The following is a 16235-nucleotide window of genomic DNA, read 5'->3' as shown; positions in this document are numbered from 1 at the left end:
GGCAATCGCCACCAGGAGCGTGAGGGTGAGCGCCATTCCCACCAAAAGGCCTGCCATACCTGTGAACATGAGATGGTTTCCTGCATGTGAGCCCGCCCGGGCCTCATGCAGGTTCGGTGCCAGTCAGGTGCAAGCTGCCCATTCCAGGCTCCGGCGGGCGCAGCTTCCCACTCATCCACGGCCCTAGAGCCTACGCCGACAGCTCTTCAATCTTGTCGACCTTGTTGGGATAGAAGGCGAGATATTTCGTGATTCCGGTCATCGCTGGAAAAGGATCCTCGTAACTCCAGACCGCGTTCTCGATCGACTTGCCGTCGACCTCGATGCTGAAGTAGCGCGCGTCGCCCTTGTAGGGGCAGTGCGTTGAATGTGCCGTCGGCTTCAATACCGACATATCGGCGTCCTCGCGCGGAATGTAGTTGACGACCGGATAGGTCGCTTCCTTGAGCGCCAGCGCCGATGTTGTATCTGCAACGACCTTGCCGCCGACGATGACGCGGACCCGCCGCGGATTTGGTGTAATCGTGATCGGGTGATCGGGGCCGGGAGTTTTCATGATGCATCCTGTGTCCAAGGGAACCTTAAGCGAATATAGTGGCTGTAAAGTCCAATCACAGGAGGTCCCACTGATGCCGATGGATGCCCGGGATATCGAAAGCATGATCAAGGCCGCGATCCCGGACGCGGAAGTTACCATTCGCGACCTGGCCGGCGATGGCGATCACTATGCCGCGACCGTGATTTCCGAATCGTTCCGTGGCAAGTCGCGCGTGCAGCAGCATCAGATCGTCTATCAGGCGCTGAAGGGCCAGATGGGCGGCGTGTTGCATGCACTGGCGCTGCAGACCAGCGCGCCGGAAAAGTAACGCGAGCAGGCGATGACGGACATGACTACCCGCGCCACGCTGATGCGCGAGCGCGCGGCCGGCGGCCATCATCGTGTCACTTATGTCGAACTGTTCTTTGATCTCGTGTTCGTCTTTGCGGTCACGCAGATCTCCCACACACTGCTGGAACACTTCACGCCGCTCGGCGTGATCGAGGTCGCTGTCCTGTTCCTGGCCGTGTGGTGGGTCTGGATCTTCACGTCGTGGATCACCAACTGGCTCGACCCCGAGCGGACCCCGGTACGCATCGGCCTTTTCGTGCTGATGCTGGCAGGCCTTGTGCTCTCGACATCCATTCCGAAAGCGTTCGAGGAGCGCGGCCTTGCTTTTGGCATTGCGTTTGCGGCGATGCAGGTCGGCCGAACGCTTTTCATGTACCTGTCCGTCCCCGACACGCAACCGGCGTTGAAGTGCAACTTCCTCCGCATTCTGGTCTGGCTGTCGGCGAGCGGCGTTCTCTGGATTGCCGGAGGTTTCGCCCACGGCGAAAATCGCCTGCTGCTGTGGGGGCTGGCGCTCGCGATCGAGTATGTGTCGCCTGCGGCCGGCTTCTGGACGCCGGGCCTTGGCCGCTCATCCGCGCAGGACTGGACCGTTGAAGGCGGTCACATGGCAGAGCGGTGTGCGCTCTTCATCATCATCGCGCTCGGCGAATCGATCCTTGTGACCGGCGCGACCTTTTCCAAGCTTACCTGGACGCCAGAGGCGGTCGGCGCTTTCCTTGTCGCTTTCGTCGGCAGCCTGGCGATGTGGTGGATCTACTTCCATAAAGGCGCAGAGGCGGGCGCGCATAGCATTTCGCATGCGCAGAATCCGGGCCGGGTCGCCCGGCTGGCGTACACCTATCTGCATATGCCGATCGTCGCGGGCATCGTCATGGTCGCTGTCGGTGACGAACTTGTGCTCGCCCATCCATCAGGACACTCGGATGTGAAGGCGGTGATGAGCCTCGTCGGTGGGCCGTTGCTGTTTCTTGTGGGCGTGATCCTGTTCAAGCGCACGATCCATGGCCGGCTGCAGCTGTCGCATCTGGTGGGGATTGCAGCGCTGATCGTGGTGGCGCCGGTCGGCCGGCTGCTGTCGCCGCTGATCCTGTCATCGGTCACGACCGCAATTCTGCTGATCGTGGCCGTGTGGGAAGCGATCTCGATCGGCGACAAACGAACGCTTGAGGTGACCTCAGAGATTCGCCCGTAGTGCATGAACCGAGAACATGCGGTTCGTGTCGGTCCAGGACGTATCGAGTCTCCAGCCCGACGCGCGCGCAAGAGCGCCGAGCCTTGCGACGCTGTACTTGTAGCTGTTCTCGGTGTGGATGCTTTCACCGGCCGCAAAGGCGATCGTCCGTCCGCACAGCCGCACCTTCTGCGCCTTGCTGCTGAAGAGATGCATTTCGATGCGGTGCTTTTCGCGATTGTAGATCGCACGGTGCGCAAACGACGATACGTCGAAGTTTGCTCCAAGCTCGCGATTCATCCGCACCAGAAGGTTGAGATTGAACTGCGCAGTGACGCCCGCCGCATCGTTGTAGGCAGCTTGCAGCAAGTTCTCATCCTTTTCGAGATCGACGCCAAGAATCAGGAGCGCACCCTTGCCGAGGATCTCTGCCGCCCGACAAAGGAAGCGTGATGCTTCCTCGGGTTCAAAATTGCCGAGCGTGGAGCCGGGAAAAAAGCCGACCTTTGGCAGCTCGCGGACCTCGGCCGGCAGTTCGAAGCCTTGCGTGAAATCCGCGGCTACCGGATGCACGGCCAGCTCCGGAAAATCCTTCCGCAACCCGCTGGCTTGCGATTTGAGAAACTCGCCGGAGATGTCGACCGGCACATATGCGGCGAACGAGCACTTCTCCAAGAGCAGGCGAACTTTGGTGGTCGCGCCCGCGCCGAACTCGACCAAGGCCGCGCCCTTCGGAATGAGCGCCGCGATATCGGCTCCCTGATCGCGCAAAATGCCGAGCTCGGTCCGCGTCGGATAGTATTCCGGCAGCAGCGTAATCTGCTCGAACAGATTTGAGCCTGTCGCGTCGTAGAAATATTTCGGCGACAAGCTTTTCTGCGCTCGCGTGAGGCCCTCCAGCGCATCGAGCGCAAATGCGGAATTCTGCTGCTCGCGCTGCGGCGTGCGTTGCAATCGATTGATATGAAGATTCATGCGTGAGTCCTCAATGCGACACGACGTATGATGGAAGGGTTCAGGAGCCGTAATCCGCAAGCCGCAGTCCCATGAACTGCCAGCGCTGGTGCGGATAAAAGAAATTGCGGTAGGTGAGGCGGCTGTGTCCGGCGGGTGTCGCCAGCGAGCTGCCGCGCAGCACGAGCTGGTTCACCATGAACTTGCCGTTGTACTCGCCGAGCGCGCCTTCGACGGCCGCATAGCCAGGGTAGGGCGAATAGGCGCTGCGGGTCCATTGCCAGACGATGCCGAAGGCGTCGTTGAGCTGGCCCGTGCGGGTGGCCACCTCCCACTCCATTTCGGTCGGAAGATGCTTGCCGCTCCAGCGCGCGAACGCGTCGGCCTCATAGTAACTGACGTGGCAGACGGGCGCGTCCGGATCGAGCTTTTTCAACCCGGCCAGCGTCATCACGTGCCATTCACCGTCGATCTCGCGCCAGTGACCGGGTGCATTCCATTCCTCTGATGTCGCCGTCGCCAAGCCGTCCATCAGCCAGAGCGTTGCGGTGGCGTAGCCGCCGTCCTGCATGAAGGCGAGCCACTCACGGTTGGTGACGAGGTCGCGTGCGATCTTGACCGGACCGACCAGCGCGCGGTGTGCTGGCCGCTCGTTGTCGAAGCAGTAGCTTTCGTCGCTGTGGCCGACGGTGTGAATGCCTTCCGGCAGATCGAGGGCACCACCGCTGCGTTTGGACGTGGGCCAACGCCATTGTGGGTCGTAAGCCGGTGCCACAGGGTTGAGCGAGAAAGCGTGCAGGACGTCGGTGAGCATCAGCTCCTGATGCTGCTGCTCGTGATTGATGCCGACCTCGATCAATGGCGCCAGCGTCGCGAGCAGGGTGTCGTCCGCCGATCGCAGCGCCGTTTCCATGGCAGCATCGACATGGGCACGGTAGGCCGCCACTTCGGCGACAGAGGGGCGCGTGACGACGCCGCGGTGCGTGCGCGCATATCGCGGGCCGGCGGTGACGTAATATGAGTTGAAGAGAAAGGCGAAGTCCGCATGGAAGGGCTTGTAGCCGCTGACATGCGGCACGAGCAGGAACTGCTCGAAGAACCAGGTTGTGTGCGCACGGTGCCACTTCGCAGGACTTGCGTCGGGCATCGACTGGACAAGTTGGTCCTCGGCCGAAAGCGGAGCGGCGCGGCGCTCGGTCTCCGCGCGAACCGCACGAAAAGCGTCCACCAACTGCTCCGCCTTGCTTTGTTCGTCTGCCGCCGGCCCTATCGGGGACGCCTTGGCGGTCGCAGCTATATTCGTCACACGGAACCCCATTTTGACAGAAGAACGTCGTTCTCGCAGATGCGTTCCGGAGAAAGACTTGGTTTCAACGTTCAGGCCTGGCCGGCTGACATGCGATTCGTCGTTAACGGCAATATGGTGGCCGTCATTTCAAACCCATTGCCCGCCCTCAAATTCGCTTGGGATGCCGGAATGTTTCAGGCTAAGATGCTGCATATATGATCATGGTGACATATATTGTCAGCATGACACGACACGCGGCATCAGCCGGGCGTCTAGTTAAGGACGAGCCATGAGCATCGAACAATTCATCGACAATGAAGTGAAATCCAACGATGTGGTGCTGTTCATGAAGGGCACCCCACAGTTTCCAATGTGCGGATTCTCGGGTCAGGTGGTGCAGATCCTCGACCACGTCGGCGTACCGTACAAAGGCCTCAATGTGCTGGACTCGGATGAGCTGCGGAACGGCATCAAGGCGTATTCGAACTGGCCGACGATCCCTCAACTTTACGTGAAGGGCGAGTTCATCGGTGGTTGCGACATCATCCGCGAGATGTTTCAAGCGAGCGAGTTGCAGAAGCTGTTCGCCGACAAGGGCATCGCCACCCGCCAGGCCGCCGAGTAGTTTGTCGCGGGGCCGGACGCTCGCGTCCGGCTTCTAACGATGGGCAAAGGCTGGTGCGAACGTCAGATCCAGCGCACTGGGGAGGCGCGGGATGGACATCAGGATCGATAGCATACAGCCATTTGCCGAGGGCCATGCTTTCGGCAAAACCGGCGTTTATGAACGGCTGAAGGGTGTCGCGCACGGCACCCTCGATCCGAACGACCCGCAGAACACACCAATCGTCGATCTGGAGAAGGCGCCGCGCGATGCCAACGGCCGCGTCGTCTATGAGATCGACCTTGAGATACTCCGGCCTATCGAACCCGAGCGCGGCAACGGTGTCATTCTCTATGAGGTCACCAATCGCGGCAACAAGCTGATCGGTCGGCTCAACGGCGTGACGCCGGCGGATCCCGCAAATCCTTTTGAACTGAACGATCCGGTTTCACGCGCGCATGCAGGCACTGGCCTGTTGTTCGAGCGCGGCCTGACACTCATCTGGTCGGGTTGGGACCCGACCCTGGCCAGCCGCAATGCGTTGATGACAGTCCGCTTTCCGCTTGCGTTCGAGGACGGCAAGCCGATGGTTCGGCGCATTCGCGAGGAATTCCAGGTCGGCAAGCGCATCCCGTCCTCGGATTCGATCGTGCTGACCTATCCGGCGGCCTCACTCGACAAGGACAGGGCGCGGCTGATGATGCGCCGGCGCGAGACGGACAAGCGCATCGAAATCCCGCGCGACCAGTGGGAATTCGCCGACGCGCGACATGTTCGTCTGCTGCCTGAGGAGACACAGCCAACGCCGTTGACGATCTACGAATTCTGGTACGAGGCAACCAACTCGCACGTCGCCGGAATCGCATTCACTGCCGTGCGCGATCTCGTGTCGTTCCTGCGCTACGCGCCGGACTCGCCGCTGGCTGCGAGCAAGCCGCGCCACGCCATCGCCTTCGGCATTTCTCAAAGCGGACGATACCTTCGGCACTTTCTTGATCTGCACATGAACCGCGATCTCGCCGGCCGGCGGGTGTTCGATGGCGTGCATGCGCACACTGGCGGTGACGGCAAGACGTTCATCAATCACTCGTTTGCCGAACCGAACCGCACGATCTCACAACATGTGGATCACTTATATCCCGAAGCCTGGTTTCCGTTCGCTGCGGCACCTGGCACCGATCCCTTCAGCGGCAGGACCGGCTCGCTGTTCCAAGGCGATGGGACCGATCCGCTGCTGATCCAGAGCAATACGTCGGCCGAGTACTGGGAGAAGGGGGCATCGTTGCTCACGATCGACGGCCTCGGCAAGACCGATCTCGTCATGCCTGCGACGACCCGGACCTATCTGATCGCCGGCACGCAGCACGCCGGCGCGTTGCCGACCGCGCCGCGCGGGCCGAACGCCAACGCCGTCAACTGGCAGAGCCCGCTGCCGGCGGTGCGCGCGTTGCTGGTCGCCATGGAGGATTGGGTGGTGCGAGGCATCGCGCCGCCGGAAAGCCATGTACCGTCGATTGCGGATGGCACGGCCGTTGATCCCGCCACGATACGCTTTCCGACCGCGCCGGATTTCGCGCTCCCTTGCGTCCATGGCAGCAACCGCACGACCCCGGTCGACTGGATCGATCCGCCCGGCAGCCCCGACAATGAAAGCGGGAAGGCCGACGGCGCCTATGTCACCCTGGTTTCCGCCGTCGATCCGGACGGCAACGAGGTAGCCGGCATCCGCCTGCCGCCGGTGGCGGTGCCACTCGCGACCTTTACCGGCTGGAACGTTTTCCGCGATCTGCCGGACGAGTTTGCCGACCGCGACGGCTCGTTCGTGCTGTTCGCGCGCACCAAGGCTGAGCGCGAGGCCACCGCCGATACCAGGCTTTCGCTTGCCGAGCGTTATCGGTCACTGGACGACTACGTGTCGCAAGTGAAGGCTTGTGTGGATCGGCTTGTGGCTGACCGGCTGTTGCTGCTCGCCGATGCAGCGGCCTATGTCGAGGCGGCAAAGGCGTGCAGGGCGTTTGCGTCGGCGCCTGCCGCAGCCGCCAAATGACCCCGACGCGCATCATCGGTGGCACCCAGTTCGAGGTCGTTGTCGCCGACATCACGACGCTCGCCATCGATGCCATCGTCAATGCAGCCAACACCTCGCTGCTTGGCGGCGGCGGTGTGGACGGCGCCATCCATCGCAGGGCGGGTCCCGAACTGCTGAAGGAATGCCGCACACTCGGCGGCTGCGCGACGGGCGACGCGAAAATTACAAAGGGCTACAGGCTTCCGGCCAAGCATGTGATCCATGCGGTCGGGCCGGTGTGGCACGGCGGCAGTCATGACGAGGACGCATTGTTGTCGTCGTGCTATCGGCGGGCGATCGAGATCGCAGAAGAGCACAAGCTCGCCTCGATCGCTTTCCCAGCGATCTCAACCGGGATCTATGCGTTCCCGCCCGATCGCGCCGCAATGATTGCAGTGAAAACTTCATCTGAAGCCATCGGCGCAGCGTCGTCCATCAAACACTTGATCTTCTGCTGCTTTTCGGACGCGGGCGAGCGCCTGCATCGCGACGCTCTGCATCGCATTTGATGCAACCTTCGTCCTTGCGCTGTTGCAAAGTGCAGCTACGCTTGACGCAAAACCGGTGACTGACATCTCGAACCGAGCCGGAAGGAAGGGGAGGATTTCAATGCGTTCATTTGCGATCGCGTCGGCCCTGTCATTGCTGCTTGCGGCGGGGCCTGTCGCCGCCGAAGGCATCGGCGAGAGCCAGCCGGAGCAACTCGGTTTCTCGCGCGAGAGGCTCAAGACACTGACCAACTTCTTCCAGGACGAGGTCACCGCCGGCAAGGTGCCCGGGGCGATCGTGCTGGTGCAGCGGCGCGGTCGGCCGGCGTATTTCGAGGCTTTTGGCGTGCGTGACGCCGCGACCAAGGCGCCGATGACGGCGGACACACTGTTCCGCATTTATTCGATGACCAAACCCATCACGTCGGTCGCAGCTCTGATGCTGGTGCAGGACGGCAAGCTTTCGCTCGAAGAGCCGGTCGCGAAGTACATTCCGAGCTTCGGAAAGTCGCAGGTCGGCGTCGAGCAGCCTGGCGAAGATGGCAAACCGGTCCTCAATCTGGTGCCGGTACGCAAGCAGATGACCATTCAGGATCTGCTGCGCCACACGTCTGGCATCACATACGCGTTTTCAGGCCATGGCCTCGTCTACGCCAGCTATGGGGAGCAGCGTTTCGAGGTGACGCGACCGACCAATGAGGAGTTCGTGGAGCGGATCGCCGCATTGCCGCTGGCGCATCAGCCCGGCACGACTTGGGAGTACAGCCATTCCACCGACGTGCTCGGACGTGTGATCGAGGTCGTCGAAGGAAAGCCACTGATCCAGGTGTTCAAGGAGCGGCTGTTCGATCCACTCGGCATGAAGGACACGTCGTTCTATGTGACCGATGCTGCCAAGCAGGCGTTGATCGCCGAACCGCTGGCGAATGACGGCGGCTCGGGTGCGAACGCCTTGTTCAATCCTCGTATCGAAAAGCCCTGGCAAAGCGGCGGCGGTGGCCTCATTTCAACCATCCACGACTATGCGCGCTTTGCGCAGATGATCGTCAATCGCGGCACTCTGGACGGCCGTCGTTATCTCAGCCCAAAGATCTTCGCCTGGATGGCGTCGAACCACATCGGTCCTTCGACCGGTATCTTGACCACGAGGACGTTTCTGCCCGGCCCAGGGTTCGGATTTGGCCTCGGCTTTGGCGTGAGGGTCGAGCAGGGGGCGAGCGCGGTGCCAGGATCGATCGGCGAACTGTACTGGGGCGGCGCCGGCGGCACTTTCTTCTGGGCTGACCCGAAGGAGGAAATGTTTGCGGTGATGATGATGCAGAGCCCGACCCAGCGCCTGCGCTATCGCAACGTGATCAAGAACCTCGTCTACACCGCGCTCGAGAAGCCGAACTGACATTGGACGTTCGACGACGAGCGGCAGCCGTCCGAGGAACGGAGTGGCGTTGCTCTCGCAATGACGAGGCTTTGCGTCATCCGTTTCCGCGCACGATTTCGCGTGTGAGAGCGACCGCTTCCTCGACCATCGCGGCGCTGACGTCGAGGTGGGTACAGGCGCGAATGCGGCCGCCGAGCAGGGAGACCAGCACGCCGCGTGCGAGCAGCTCCGACTGGAGTTTCGTCGGGGCGAGGCCTGACCCGCGCGTGTCGATGTAGACTAGGTTGGTTTCCGGCTGCTGCACCTGAAGGCCTTCAATCTGGCTGAGACCGCGCGCCAGTGCTCGCGCGTTGGCGTGATCGTCCGCAAGTCGCTCGACGTGGTGATCGAGGGCGTAAAGGCAGCCGGCGGCGGCGATGCCGCCCTGGCGAAAGGCGCCGCCGAGCCGCTGTTTCCAGCGCCATACCTGGTCGATGAAGTCGCGCGAGCCGGCCAGCGCCGCGCCGATCGGTGCGCCGAGGCCTTTGGTGAAGTCGATCCAGACCGAGTCCCAGCCCGCGGCCATCTCGCGAGCGGAGATACCGGTCGCGACGCAGGCATTGAGCAGCCGCGCGCCGTCCATGTGCGTCGCCATGCCCTGCGTCTTCGCCACGCGCGCGATCTCGTCGAGGACAGCCTTCGGCCAGATCGTGCCGCCGCCGATGTTCGCCGTCTGCTCGGCAGAGACCAGAGTTTGCGGCGGCGCATAGCGGCTCGGCACGCGAAAAGCGGCGCGCAGGCCGTCGATGGAGAATTGTCCGTTGTCGCCGCCAAGCGGCGTGATCTGAAAGCCGCCAAGCGCCGCATGACTGCCGCCCTCGCTGGTCAGAATATGCGCGGTCGCGTGCGCCAGGATTTCATCACCCGGCCGGCAATGCGCGAGGATGCCCGCGACGTTGCACATGGTGCCCGACGGCAGGAAAACCGCAGCTTCCTTGCCGAGCAGATCGGCGACACGCTCGCAGAGGCGATTGATCGTCGGGTCGCCGCCGATCTGCTCGTCGCCGACTTCCGCGCGTGCGATCGCCTCCCGCATTGCCGGCGTCGGCCGGCTCTGGGTATCCGACAGCATGTTGATGCGAACGGGAGCGGCGTTCGTCTCGAACGGGACAGGGGCGTAGACCATGGCGACCTCGTGCAAGCGACCTTAGCAATCCGAAATGGCGAGACTAAACAAAAAGGCCCCGGATTGCGCCGGGGCCTTCGAGCAAATTTCCGATGCCGCGTCGTTAGCGCGAATAGTATTCGACGATCAGGTGCGGTTCCATCATGACCGGGAAGGGTACTTCCGAAAGGTTCGGAATGCGCACCAGCTTCGCCGACTGCTTGGAGTGATCGACCTCGAGGAAGTCCGGCACATCGCGCTCGGCGAGTGCATTCGCTTCCAGCACGATCGCGAGCTGCCTGGAGGCTTCCTTTACCTCGATGACGTCGCCCGGCTTCACCTTGTAGCTCGCGATGTTGACGCGCTTGCCGTTCACCTTGATGTGGCCGTGGTTGATGAACTGGCGTGCGGCGAACATGGTCGGCACGAACTTGGCGCGATAGACGACCGTGTCGAGACGGCGCTCGAGCAGGCCGATCAGGTGCTCACCCGAGTCGCCCTTGAGACGGGTCGCTTCCACATAGATGCCGTGGAACTGCCGCTCGGAGATGTTGGCGTAGTAGCCCTTGAGCTTCTGCTTGGCGCGGAGCTGCACGCCGAAGTCGGAGAGCTTGCCCTTGCGGCGCTGGCCGTGCTGGCCGGGGCCGTATTCGCGCTTGTTCACGGGGCTCTTCGGGCGGCCCCAGATGTTCTGGCCCATACGACGGTCGATCTTGTATTTCGACTCACTGCGCTTTGTCATCGCGTCCTCTTAAGACATTGATAGATTTGAGGAAACGCGCCCTCCTGTTGCCCCGGAATGGTATCCGGCGCCGACAGGTTCCAATCCTAAAGCCTGCAAAGGATGGAACCACGGGTCGCGAAACGCAACGCGGGCCGAAACGGCCCGCGAGCGAGGTGGCTTCTAGGGCAAAACGGCAGGAGGGTCAATCAACATCCACGATGCCGCGCGCCCGGTGCATGCCCCGCGATCAAGCCGGGACGCGCGCCCTGATGAACGGTGCCAGCACCGGATCAGGCAGCGCGGGACGGCCGGACGTGAACAGCATCCGCGGTGGGGGCGCCGGTTCGCTGCCGAGGGGAGGCCCGAGCAGGTCCGAGGTTCGCCGGGCGATCGCGGGCGCCGGATCGACCCAGTCCACCGGCCACGGCGCGAGCCGCGTCAACCTGTCTTTCAGCAGCGGAAAGTGCGTGCAGGCAAGCACGACCGTATCGGTCAGCGCTTGGCCGTCGAGGAAGCAGGGCGCGATCTCGGCGGCAATGTCGGCGTCGCTGACGGGCTCGCCTCGAAGCGCCGCTTCGGCCAGCGACGGCAGATTGGCAGCGCCGACCAGCGTCACCTCGCAGCCCTGGCCGAAATCATGGATCAGCCGCTGTGTGTATTCGCGGGCCACCGTGCCCCTGGTCCCGAGCACGGACACACGCTTCGTCCTGGAGGAGGCGCAGGCCGGCTTGATCGCCGGCACCGTGCCGACGAACGGCGTGCTGTAGGCCGCGCGCAGGTGCGCCATCACCAGCGTGGAAGCTGTGTTGCAGGCGATCACCACGAGACGGGGATCGTGGACTTCGATCAGTTCGCCGATGAGCGGCACGACGCGGGCGGCGAGCACATCCTCGGCATGGTGCCCATAGGGGAAAAAGGCGTCGTCGGCGACGTAGATGCAGCGCACGTCGGGCCGCATCTCGACGATCTCGCGCAGCACCGTCAGACCGCCAAGGCCGGAATCGAAGACGAGGATGGTGGGAAGCTGCGCCACGGGAAGCTATCTACCCGATCCGCGGTTACCATTCAGTAATCAAATTGCGACGGCTCTGATCCAACTTCTGACACCGGCAGGGCGTCACGCCGTCCCGAATACCCGTCTGAAGATCGTATCGACGTGCTTGAGGTGATAGCCGAGGTCGAAAAGCTCTTCGAGCTCCGCGTCGGACAGCTTGGCCTTTACCTCCGCGTCCTTCTTCAAGAGCGCCAGGAAGTCGCCTTCGCCGCGCCATACCGGCATGGCGTTGCGCTGCACGAGGCGATAGGCATCCTCGCGGCTGACGCCCTTCTGCGTCAACGCCAGCAGCACGCGCTGCGAGTGCACCAGCCCGCCGAGGCGGTCGAGATTCTTCTGCATGTTCTGGGGATAGACCAGGAGCTTGTCGACGACGCCGGCGAGCCGCATCAGCGCGAAGTCGAGTGTCACGGTTGCGTCGGGACCGATCATGCGCTCGACCGAGGAGTGCGAGATGTCGCGCTCGTGCCACAGCGCGACGTTCTCCATCGCCGGAGTCGCATAGGCCCGCACCATCCGGGCAAGGCCGGTGAGATTTTCCGTGAGCACCGGATTGCGCTTGTGCGGCATCGCCGAGGAGCCCTTCTGCCCCTCCGAAAAAAACTCCTCCGCCTCGTAGACTTCCGAGCGCTGCAGATGACGGATTTCGGTCGCCAGCCGCTCGATCGACGAAGCGACGACGGCGAGGGTTGCGAAATACATCGCGTGCCGGTCGCGCGGAATCACCTGCGTCGAGACCGGCTCGACGGCGAGGCCCATCTTTTTCGCCACATGCTCTTCGACGCGCGGATCGATATTGGCGAAGGTGCCGACGGCGCCGGAGATTGCGCAGGTGGCAACTTCCTCGCGCGCCGCGATCAGCCGTTGCCTGGCGCGATCGAACTCCGCGTAGGCCTGTGCAAGCTTGAGACCGAAGGTGACCGGTTCGGCATGGATGCCGTGCGAACGGCCGATGGTCGGCGTCATCTTGTGCTCGAGGGCGCGCCGCTTGAGCGCGGCCAGCAAGACATCGACGTCCTTGATCAGGATATCGGTCGCCCGCACGAGCTGCACGTTGAAGCAGGTGTCGAGCACGTCGGACGATGTCATGCCCTGATGCACGAAGCGCGCCTCAGGCCCGACGATCTCGGCGAGATGGGTCAGGAAGGCGATGACGTCGTGTTTGGTCTCCCGCTCGATCTCGTCGATCCGCGCCACGTCGAAGGTTGCGTTCCTGGCCTTGTCCCAGACGGTTTTCGCGGCGGTCTTGGGAATTGTGCCGATCTCGGCCAGCGCATCGGCGGCGTGCGCCTCGATCTCGAACCAGATGCGGAAACGGGTCTGGGGCTCCCAGATGGCAGCCATTTCAGGTCGGGAGTAGCGGGGGATCATGGGCGGCTCTCTCGCTTAAAAGAGGCCTGTAGCAGAGGGGGAAAGCGGCGGCAATTGGGGATTCCCGGAGCTGGAAGATGCCTGATCCGCAAGCGTGTTTTGTCAATAAATGATTCGAGTGCCAGGGCGCAGCGCGTGCTCTGATGTCCGAGCGTGTGCACTCATGAAGGAAAGCGCGACGGTCGATTGGCCAGCGTGCGCGACGGCCGCCCGGACAACGCGCGCTTCAATCGGCGGCCAGCGAGTGCGACGGCCCCGAGGGCCGCGCCGCAGCGGCCGAACGTATGGCGGATCGTTCGCGTCCGCTCGCGTGCAGCGGCGCGGCGGTAGTGATCGAAGTCGATCGATCCGTCGGCGTTGCGGCGAACGTAGGAAGGCAAGCACATGGCGCGCATCCAGGACTTGAGTTGCCGTGCATGTTATTTGCGCTTGCCGGCGGCATAATTATCTCATTTTAGTGCACATTCATGAATTATAGGAATGAGTAATGGATGCGATCGGCGAAATGCGCGCATTTGTGACGGTGGTCGAGCACCAGAGTTTTGCCGGCGCCGCGGCAGCCCTGGGATTGAGCCCGTCCGCGGTTTCGAAACTTGTGACGCGTCTGGAAGACCGGCTCGGCGTGCAGCTTCTCCATCGCACGACGCGGCGTCTCTCGCTCAGTTCGGAAGGGGACGTCTATCTGGCTCGCGCCCGGCAAATCCTCGCCGACATCGCCGAGGCCGAGATTGAGGTGACAAGGTCGCGGGGCGCGCCGCGTGGGCGCCTGCGCATCAATACCAGCAACGGCTTCGGCATCCATCAGCTCGCGCCGGCGTTGCCGGATTTCATCGCGCGCTATCCGGATATCGAGATCGATCTTTCGATCACCGACCGCATCGTCGATATCGGCACCGATCCGGCGGACGTGATCGTCCGCGCGGGCCCGGTGGGCGATGTCGCGGCACTCTCGTTCAAGATCGCCGATTTCGAGCGCGTGGTCTGCGCGTCGCCCGCATATCTCGCGCGTGAAGGCACGCCGCGTACGCCGGCAGATCTTGCGAACCATGTCTGCATTGTCATCGCCAGTCAGGCCGGGCGTGGATGGCCTTTCCGTACAGCGGACGGGATCGTGCATAGGGAGACGACACGGCGCGTCGCGGTCGACAACAGTGAGGCCGCGCTGCGCCTTGCGCTGAACGGCGGCGGCATCATCCGCCTGGGCGACATGATCGTTGCCGAACTGATCGCCAACGGATCGCTCGTGCCGCTACTGACCGACGTCCACTACGCCGAGCCTCTGCGGCTGTCGGCCGTGTATCTCGAGGGCCGTCACCGACTGCCCAAGGTGCGGGTGTTTCTCGATTTCCTCACCGAGCGTTTCGCGTCGACGCCCTGGCGCGTCGCTGGGCTGAAGTCGCCGGCCAGCCGCCCGACCGCCTGACGCAGTTGAGCGATCCCCGTTTCGACATGACGGGTGGGATGGACGCGGTTGGTGAGGAGCGACCAGGCGATGCGCCGGGGAAAATCGATCCAGAGGCCGGTCCCGGTGAAGCCGGTGTGGCCGATCGTCTCTTCGGAGCAGGCTGCGCCCCCAGACCAGCCGTCGTATTTCATCTCCCAGCCGAGCGTGCGCTGCGGGCTTTGCCGCGTGCGCAAGAGGCTGATGGTGTCGGGTTGCAATGCCGTGTTGTTCAGCATCGAGGCTGCGAAGTCGAGCACGGCGTCGATGGCACCGAACAGTCCCGCGTGCCCTGATGCACCGCCAAGCGCGAAGGCATTCTCGTCATGCACCTCGCCGCGCAACATCCGCTCGCGCCAGTGGCAGTATTCCGTCGCCGCGCAGGCCGAGGCATCGGGCGCGAACGTGAATCCGGCATGCAGCGGATAGCTCTTCAGTGGCGCGCCTGTGACGCGCTCGATTGCGAGACCTAAGAGGAGGAAGTTGATGTCCGAGTAAACTGGCGGCCCGTGCTTCCACACGCGTTGCAGGACAAACGCGCGCAAGGTCTGCGGATCCTGGCCGTAGGTATAGAGGGGTTCGACCGCCGGCAGGAACGTCTGGTGCGCAAGCAACTGGCGAACCGTCAGAGTGCGTTCGGCCGCGTCGAGGTCGTACTGCCGCAGATCCGGAATCAATTCGGATAGCGGCTGGTCCAGCGCCACGCGACCTTGTTCGACAAGCCGCAGGATCGTCGTCGTGGTGAAGATGACCTTCGTCAGCGAGGCGAGATCAAACACCGTTTCCCGCCGCATTGCGATCGCGGTCGGCTGGATTTGCGCCTGGCCGGAAAACGCCACCACGCGGTCGCCCGCTGCGTCGACGAGGCCGAGCACGGCGCCCGGGATGCATCGTTCCGCGATCGCCCCTCTGACGGGTTCGAACGCACGGTCGACGATGGGTTGCAGCGTCACGTCGTTCAGACGGCTTCGCCGCGTGGACCGGCCGCAGCATGCCGGATCGCTGCGATATTGGCCTTGTAGGCGGCTTCGTTTCCTCCCTTGAACACGGCGGAGCCGGCGACCAGAGCATTTGCTCCTGCCGCCGCGATCGCCGCGGCATTGTCTGCGGTCACGCCGCCGTCGACTTCGATGTCGATCGGCCGACCCGCGGCCAGCGCGCGAACGGCTGCGATCTTCTCGATTGCCGAGGGGATGAACGTCTGCCCGCCGAATCCCGGATTGACCGACATGATGAGCACCAGATCGACGAGGTCGATCACGTGCTCGATGGCGAGTGCGGGCGTCGCCGGATTGAGCGAGACGCCGGCTTTCTTGCCCAGCGCGCGGATCGCCTGCAGCGAACGGTGCAGATGCGGGCCGGCCTCAACATGTACGGTGATGATGTCCGAGCCGGCCTTGGCGAAGGCTTCGAGATAGGGATCGCAAGGGGCGATCATCAAATGCGTGTCGAAGATTTTCTTCGAATACGGTCGTATCGCCTTGATGACGTCCGGGCCGTACGAAATGTTCGGAACGAAGTGGCCGTCCATGACGTCGAGATGGATCCAGTCGGCGCCGGCGCGATCGACGTTGCGGACTTCCTCGCCGAGCTTGGAAAAGTCGGAGGCAAGAATTGACGGTGCGATGACCAGCGGGCGAAGCATTTTTGACCCTCTC

The 16235-nt window shown here is 63.0% G+C and carries 17 protein-coding genes; 7 read left to right on the top strand and 10 right to left on the bottom strand.

The window, feature by feature from the left end; genetic code table 11:
* Nucleotides 1-190: 190 nt before the first annotated feature.
* Entirely contained in the window at nucleotides 191-556 is a 366-nt protein-coding gene (locus RCO31_RS29105; RefSeq protein WP_308971800.1) for a DUF427 domain-containing protein, read from the bottom strand.
* Between the two features lie 73 nt (nucleotides 557-629).
* On the opposite strand from RCO31_RS29105, the gene RCO31_RS29100 reads away from it, so the two are divergent.
* Both RCO31_RS29100 and RCO31_RS29095 read left to right on the top strand, forming a co-directional pair.
* Nucleotides 630-866, top strand: a complete 237-nt coding sequence (locus RCO31_RS29100) for a BolA family transcriptional regulator (RefSeq protein WP_308971799.1) — start codon at nucleotides 630-632, stop codon at nucleotides 864-866.
* A gap of 21 nt (nucleotides 867-887) precedes the next feature.
* Complete coding sequence (locus RCO31_RS29095; protein ID WP_308971831.1) at nucleotides 888-2084, top strand: low temperature requirement protein A; 1197 nt, start codon at nucleotides 888-890, stop codon at nucleotides 2082-2084.
* Here RCO31_RS29095 and egtD read toward each other — a convergent pair.
* Together egtD and egtB are read right to left on the bottom strand one after the other, a co-directional pair.
* Complete coding sequence (gene egtD / locus RCO31_RS29090; RefSeq protein ID WP_308971798.1) at nucleotides 2067-3038, bottom strand: L-histidine N(alpha)-methyltransferase; 972 nt, start codon at nucleotides 3036-3038, stop codon at nucleotides 2067-2069. The genes RCO31_RS29095 and egtD overlap by 18 nt on opposite strands.
* A 40-nt stretch (nucleotides 3039-3078) precedes the next feature.
* Nucleotides 3079-4335, bottom strand: coding sequence for an ergothioneine biosynthesis protein EgtB (egtB, locus tag RCO31_RS29085; protein ID WP_308971797.1), 1257 nt, complete (start codon nucleotides 4333-4335; stop codon nucleotides 3079-3081).
* Between the two features lie 259 nt (nucleotides 4336-4594).
* Here egtB and grxD point away from each other — a divergent pair, with 259 nt between their 5' ends.
* The 4 genes from grxD (at nucleotide 4595) to RCO31_RS29065 (ending at nucleotide 8861) form a co-directional block, all read left to right on the top strand.
* Nucleotides 4595-4930: a Grx4 family monothiol glutaredoxin gene (grxD, locus tag RCO31_RS29080; protein WP_308971796.1), complete on the top strand. Its 336-nt coding sequence runs from the start codon at nucleotides 4595-4597 to the stop codon at nucleotides 4928-4930.
* 91 nt (nucleotides 4931-5021) lie between these two features.
* Entirely contained in the window at nucleotides 5022-6956 is a 1935-nt protein-coding gene (locus RCO31_RS29075; RefSeq protein WP_308971795.1) for an alpha/beta hydrolase domain-containing protein, read from the top strand.
* Nucleotides 6953-7486 carry an O-acetyl-ADP-ribose deacetylase gene (locus tag RCO31_RS29070; RefSeq protein WP_308971794.1) on the top strand — a complete coding sequence of 178 codons (534 nt, stop codon included), beginning with the start codon at nucleotides 6953-6955 and terminating at the stop codon, nucleotides 7484-7486. The genes RCO31_RS29075 and RCO31_RS29070 overlap by 4 nt, the downstream gene beginning before the upstream one ends.
* Before the next feature lie 100 nt (nucleotides 7487-7586).
* Complete coding sequence (locus RCO31_RS29065) at nucleotides 7587-8861, top strand: serine hydrolase domain-containing protein (protein ID WP_308971793.1); 1275 nt, start codon at nucleotides 7587-7589, stop codon at nucleotides 8859-8861.
* A gap of 76 nt (nucleotides 8862-8937) precedes the next feature.
* Here RCO31_RS29065 and RCO31_RS29060 read toward each other — a convergent pair whose 3' ends face one another.
* The 5 genes from RCO31_RS29060 to RCO31_RS29040 all read right to left on the bottom strand — a co-directional run bounded on the left by RCO31_RS29060 (nucleotide 8938) and on the right by RCO31_RS29040 (nucleotide 13522).
* Nucleotides 8938-10008, bottom strand: a complete 1071-nt coding sequence (locus tag RCO31_RS29060; protein WP_308971792.1) for a threonine aldolase family protein — start codon at nucleotides 10006-10008, stop codon at nucleotides 8938-8940.
* 103 nt (nucleotides 10009-10111) lie between these two features.
* Complete coding sequence (gene rpsD / locus RCO31_RS29055; RefSeq protein ID WP_308971791.1) at nucleotides 10112-10729, bottom strand: 30S ribosomal protein S4; 618 nt, start codon at nucleotides 10727-10729, stop codon at nucleotides 10112-10114.
* Nucleotides 10730-10958: 229 nt separating this feature from the next.
* Nucleotides 10959-11744: a glutamate racemase gene (gene murI, locus RCO31_RS29050; protein WP_308971790.1), complete on the bottom strand. Its 786-nt coding sequence runs from the start codon at nucleotides 11742-11744 to the stop codon at nucleotides 10959-10961.
* Nucleotides 11745-11828: 84 nt separating this feature from the next.
* Entirely contained in the window at nucleotides 11829-13136 is a 1308-nt protein-coding gene (gene purB / locus RCO31_RS29045) for an adenylosuccinate lyase (protein WP_308971789.1), read from the bottom strand.
* Nucleotides 13137-13297: 161 nt separating this feature from the next.
* Nucleotides 13298-13522, bottom strand: a complete 225-nt coding sequence (locus RCO31_RS29040; protein ID WP_308971788.1) for a hypothetical protein — start codon at nucleotides 13520-13522, stop codon at nucleotides 13298-13300.
* A 101-nt stretch (nucleotides 13523-13623) separates the two neighbouring features.
* On the opposite strand from RCO31_RS29040, the gene RCO31_RS29035 reads away from it, so the two are divergent.
* On the top strand, nucleotides 13624-14559 hold the full coding sequence (locus RCO31_RS29035) for a LysR substrate-binding domain-containing protein (protein ID WP_308971787.1): 936 nt from the start codon (nucleotides 13624-13626) through the stop codon (nucleotides 14557-14559).
* Here RCO31_RS29035 and RCO31_RS29030 read toward each other — a convergent pair.
* Complete coding sequence (locus RCO31_RS29030) at nucleotides 14448-15530, bottom strand: serine hydrolase domain-containing protein (RefSeq protein ID WP_308971786.1); 1083 nt, start codon at nucleotides 15528-15530, stop codon at nucleotides 14448-14450. The two genes, RCO31_RS29035 and RCO31_RS29030, sit on opposite strands and share 112 nt — an antisense overlap.
* Nucleotides 15531-15535: 5 nt before the next feature.
* Entirely contained in the window at nucleotides 15536-16222 is a 687-nt protein-coding gene (rpe, locus tag RCO31_RS29025; RefSeq protein WP_308971785.1) for a ribulose-phosphate 3-epimerase, read from the bottom strand.
* Nucleotides 16223-16235: the final 13 nt, after the last annotated feature.

The organism is Bradyrhizobium sp. LHD-71 (assembly GCF_031157255.1).
In the GTDB taxonomy this organism is placed as follows: domain Bacteria; phylum Pseudomonadota; class Alphaproteobacteria; order Rhizobiales; family Xanthobacteraceae; genus P52-10.
The sequence above is the reverse complement of the archived record's forward strand: the minus strand, read 5'-3'. Positions and strand labels throughout refer to the sequence as shown.

Bases quoted from the DNA above. Each gene is read 5' to 3' on its own strand.
- RCO31_RS29105 (WP_308971800.1), bottom strand. From the start codon at position 556: ATGAAAACTCCCGGCCCCGATCACCCGATCACGATTACACCAAATCCG.
- rpe (WP_308971785.1), bottom strand. From the start codon at position 16,222: ATGCTTCGCCCGCTGGTCATCGCACCGTCAATTCTTGCCTCCGACTTT.
- RCO31_RS29070 (WP_308971794.1), top strand. From the start codon at position 6,953: ATGACCCCGACGCGCATCATCGGTGGCACCCAGTTCGAGGTCGTTGTC.
- RCO31_RS29035 (WP_308971787.1), top strand. From the start codon at position 13,624: ATGGATGCGATCGGCGAAATGCGCGCATTTGTGACGGTGGTCGAGCAC.
- egtB (WP_308971797.1), bottom strand. From the start codon at position 4,335: ATGGGGTTCCGTGTGACGAATATAGCTGCGACCGCCAAGGCGTCCCCG.
- RCO31_RS29060 (WP_308971792.1), bottom strand. From the start codon at position 10,008: ATGGTCTACGCCCCTGTCCCGTTCGAGACGAACGCCGCTCCCGTTCGC.
- grxD (WP_308971796.1), top strand. From the start codon at position 4,595: ATGAGCATCGAACAATTCATCGACAATGAAGTGAAATCCAACGATGTG.
- RCO31_RS29100 (WP_308971799.1), top strand. From the start codon at position 630: ATGCCGATGGATGCCCGGGATATCGAAAGCATGATCAAGGCCGCGATC.
- egtD (WP_308971798.1), bottom strand. From the start codon at position 3,038: ATGAATCTTCATATCAATCGATTGCAACGCACGCCGCAGCGCGAGCAG.
- RCO31_RS29040 (WP_308971788.1), bottom strand. From the start codon at position 13,522: ATGTGCTTGCCTTCCTACGTTCGCCGCAACGCCGACGGATCGATCGAC.
- RCO31_RS29065 (WP_308971793.1), top strand. From the start codon at position 7,587: ATGCGTTCATTTGCGATCGCGTCGGCCCTGTCATTGCTGCTTGCGGCG.
- rpsD (WP_308971791.1), bottom strand. From the start codon at position 10,729: ATGACAAAGCGCAGTGAGTCGAAATACAAGATCGACCGTCGTATGGGC.
- purB (WP_308971789.1), bottom strand. From the start codon at position 13,136: ATGATCCCCCGCTACTCCCGACCTGAAATGGCTGCCATCTGGGAGCCC.
- RCO31_RS29075 (WP_308971795.1), top strand. From the start codon at position 5,022: ATGGACATCAGGATCGATAGCATACAGCCATTTGCCGAGGGCCATGCT.
- RCO31_RS29095 (WP_308971831.1), top strand. From the start codon at position 888: ATGACTACCCGCGCCACGCTGATGCGCGAGCGCGCGGCCGGCGGCCAT.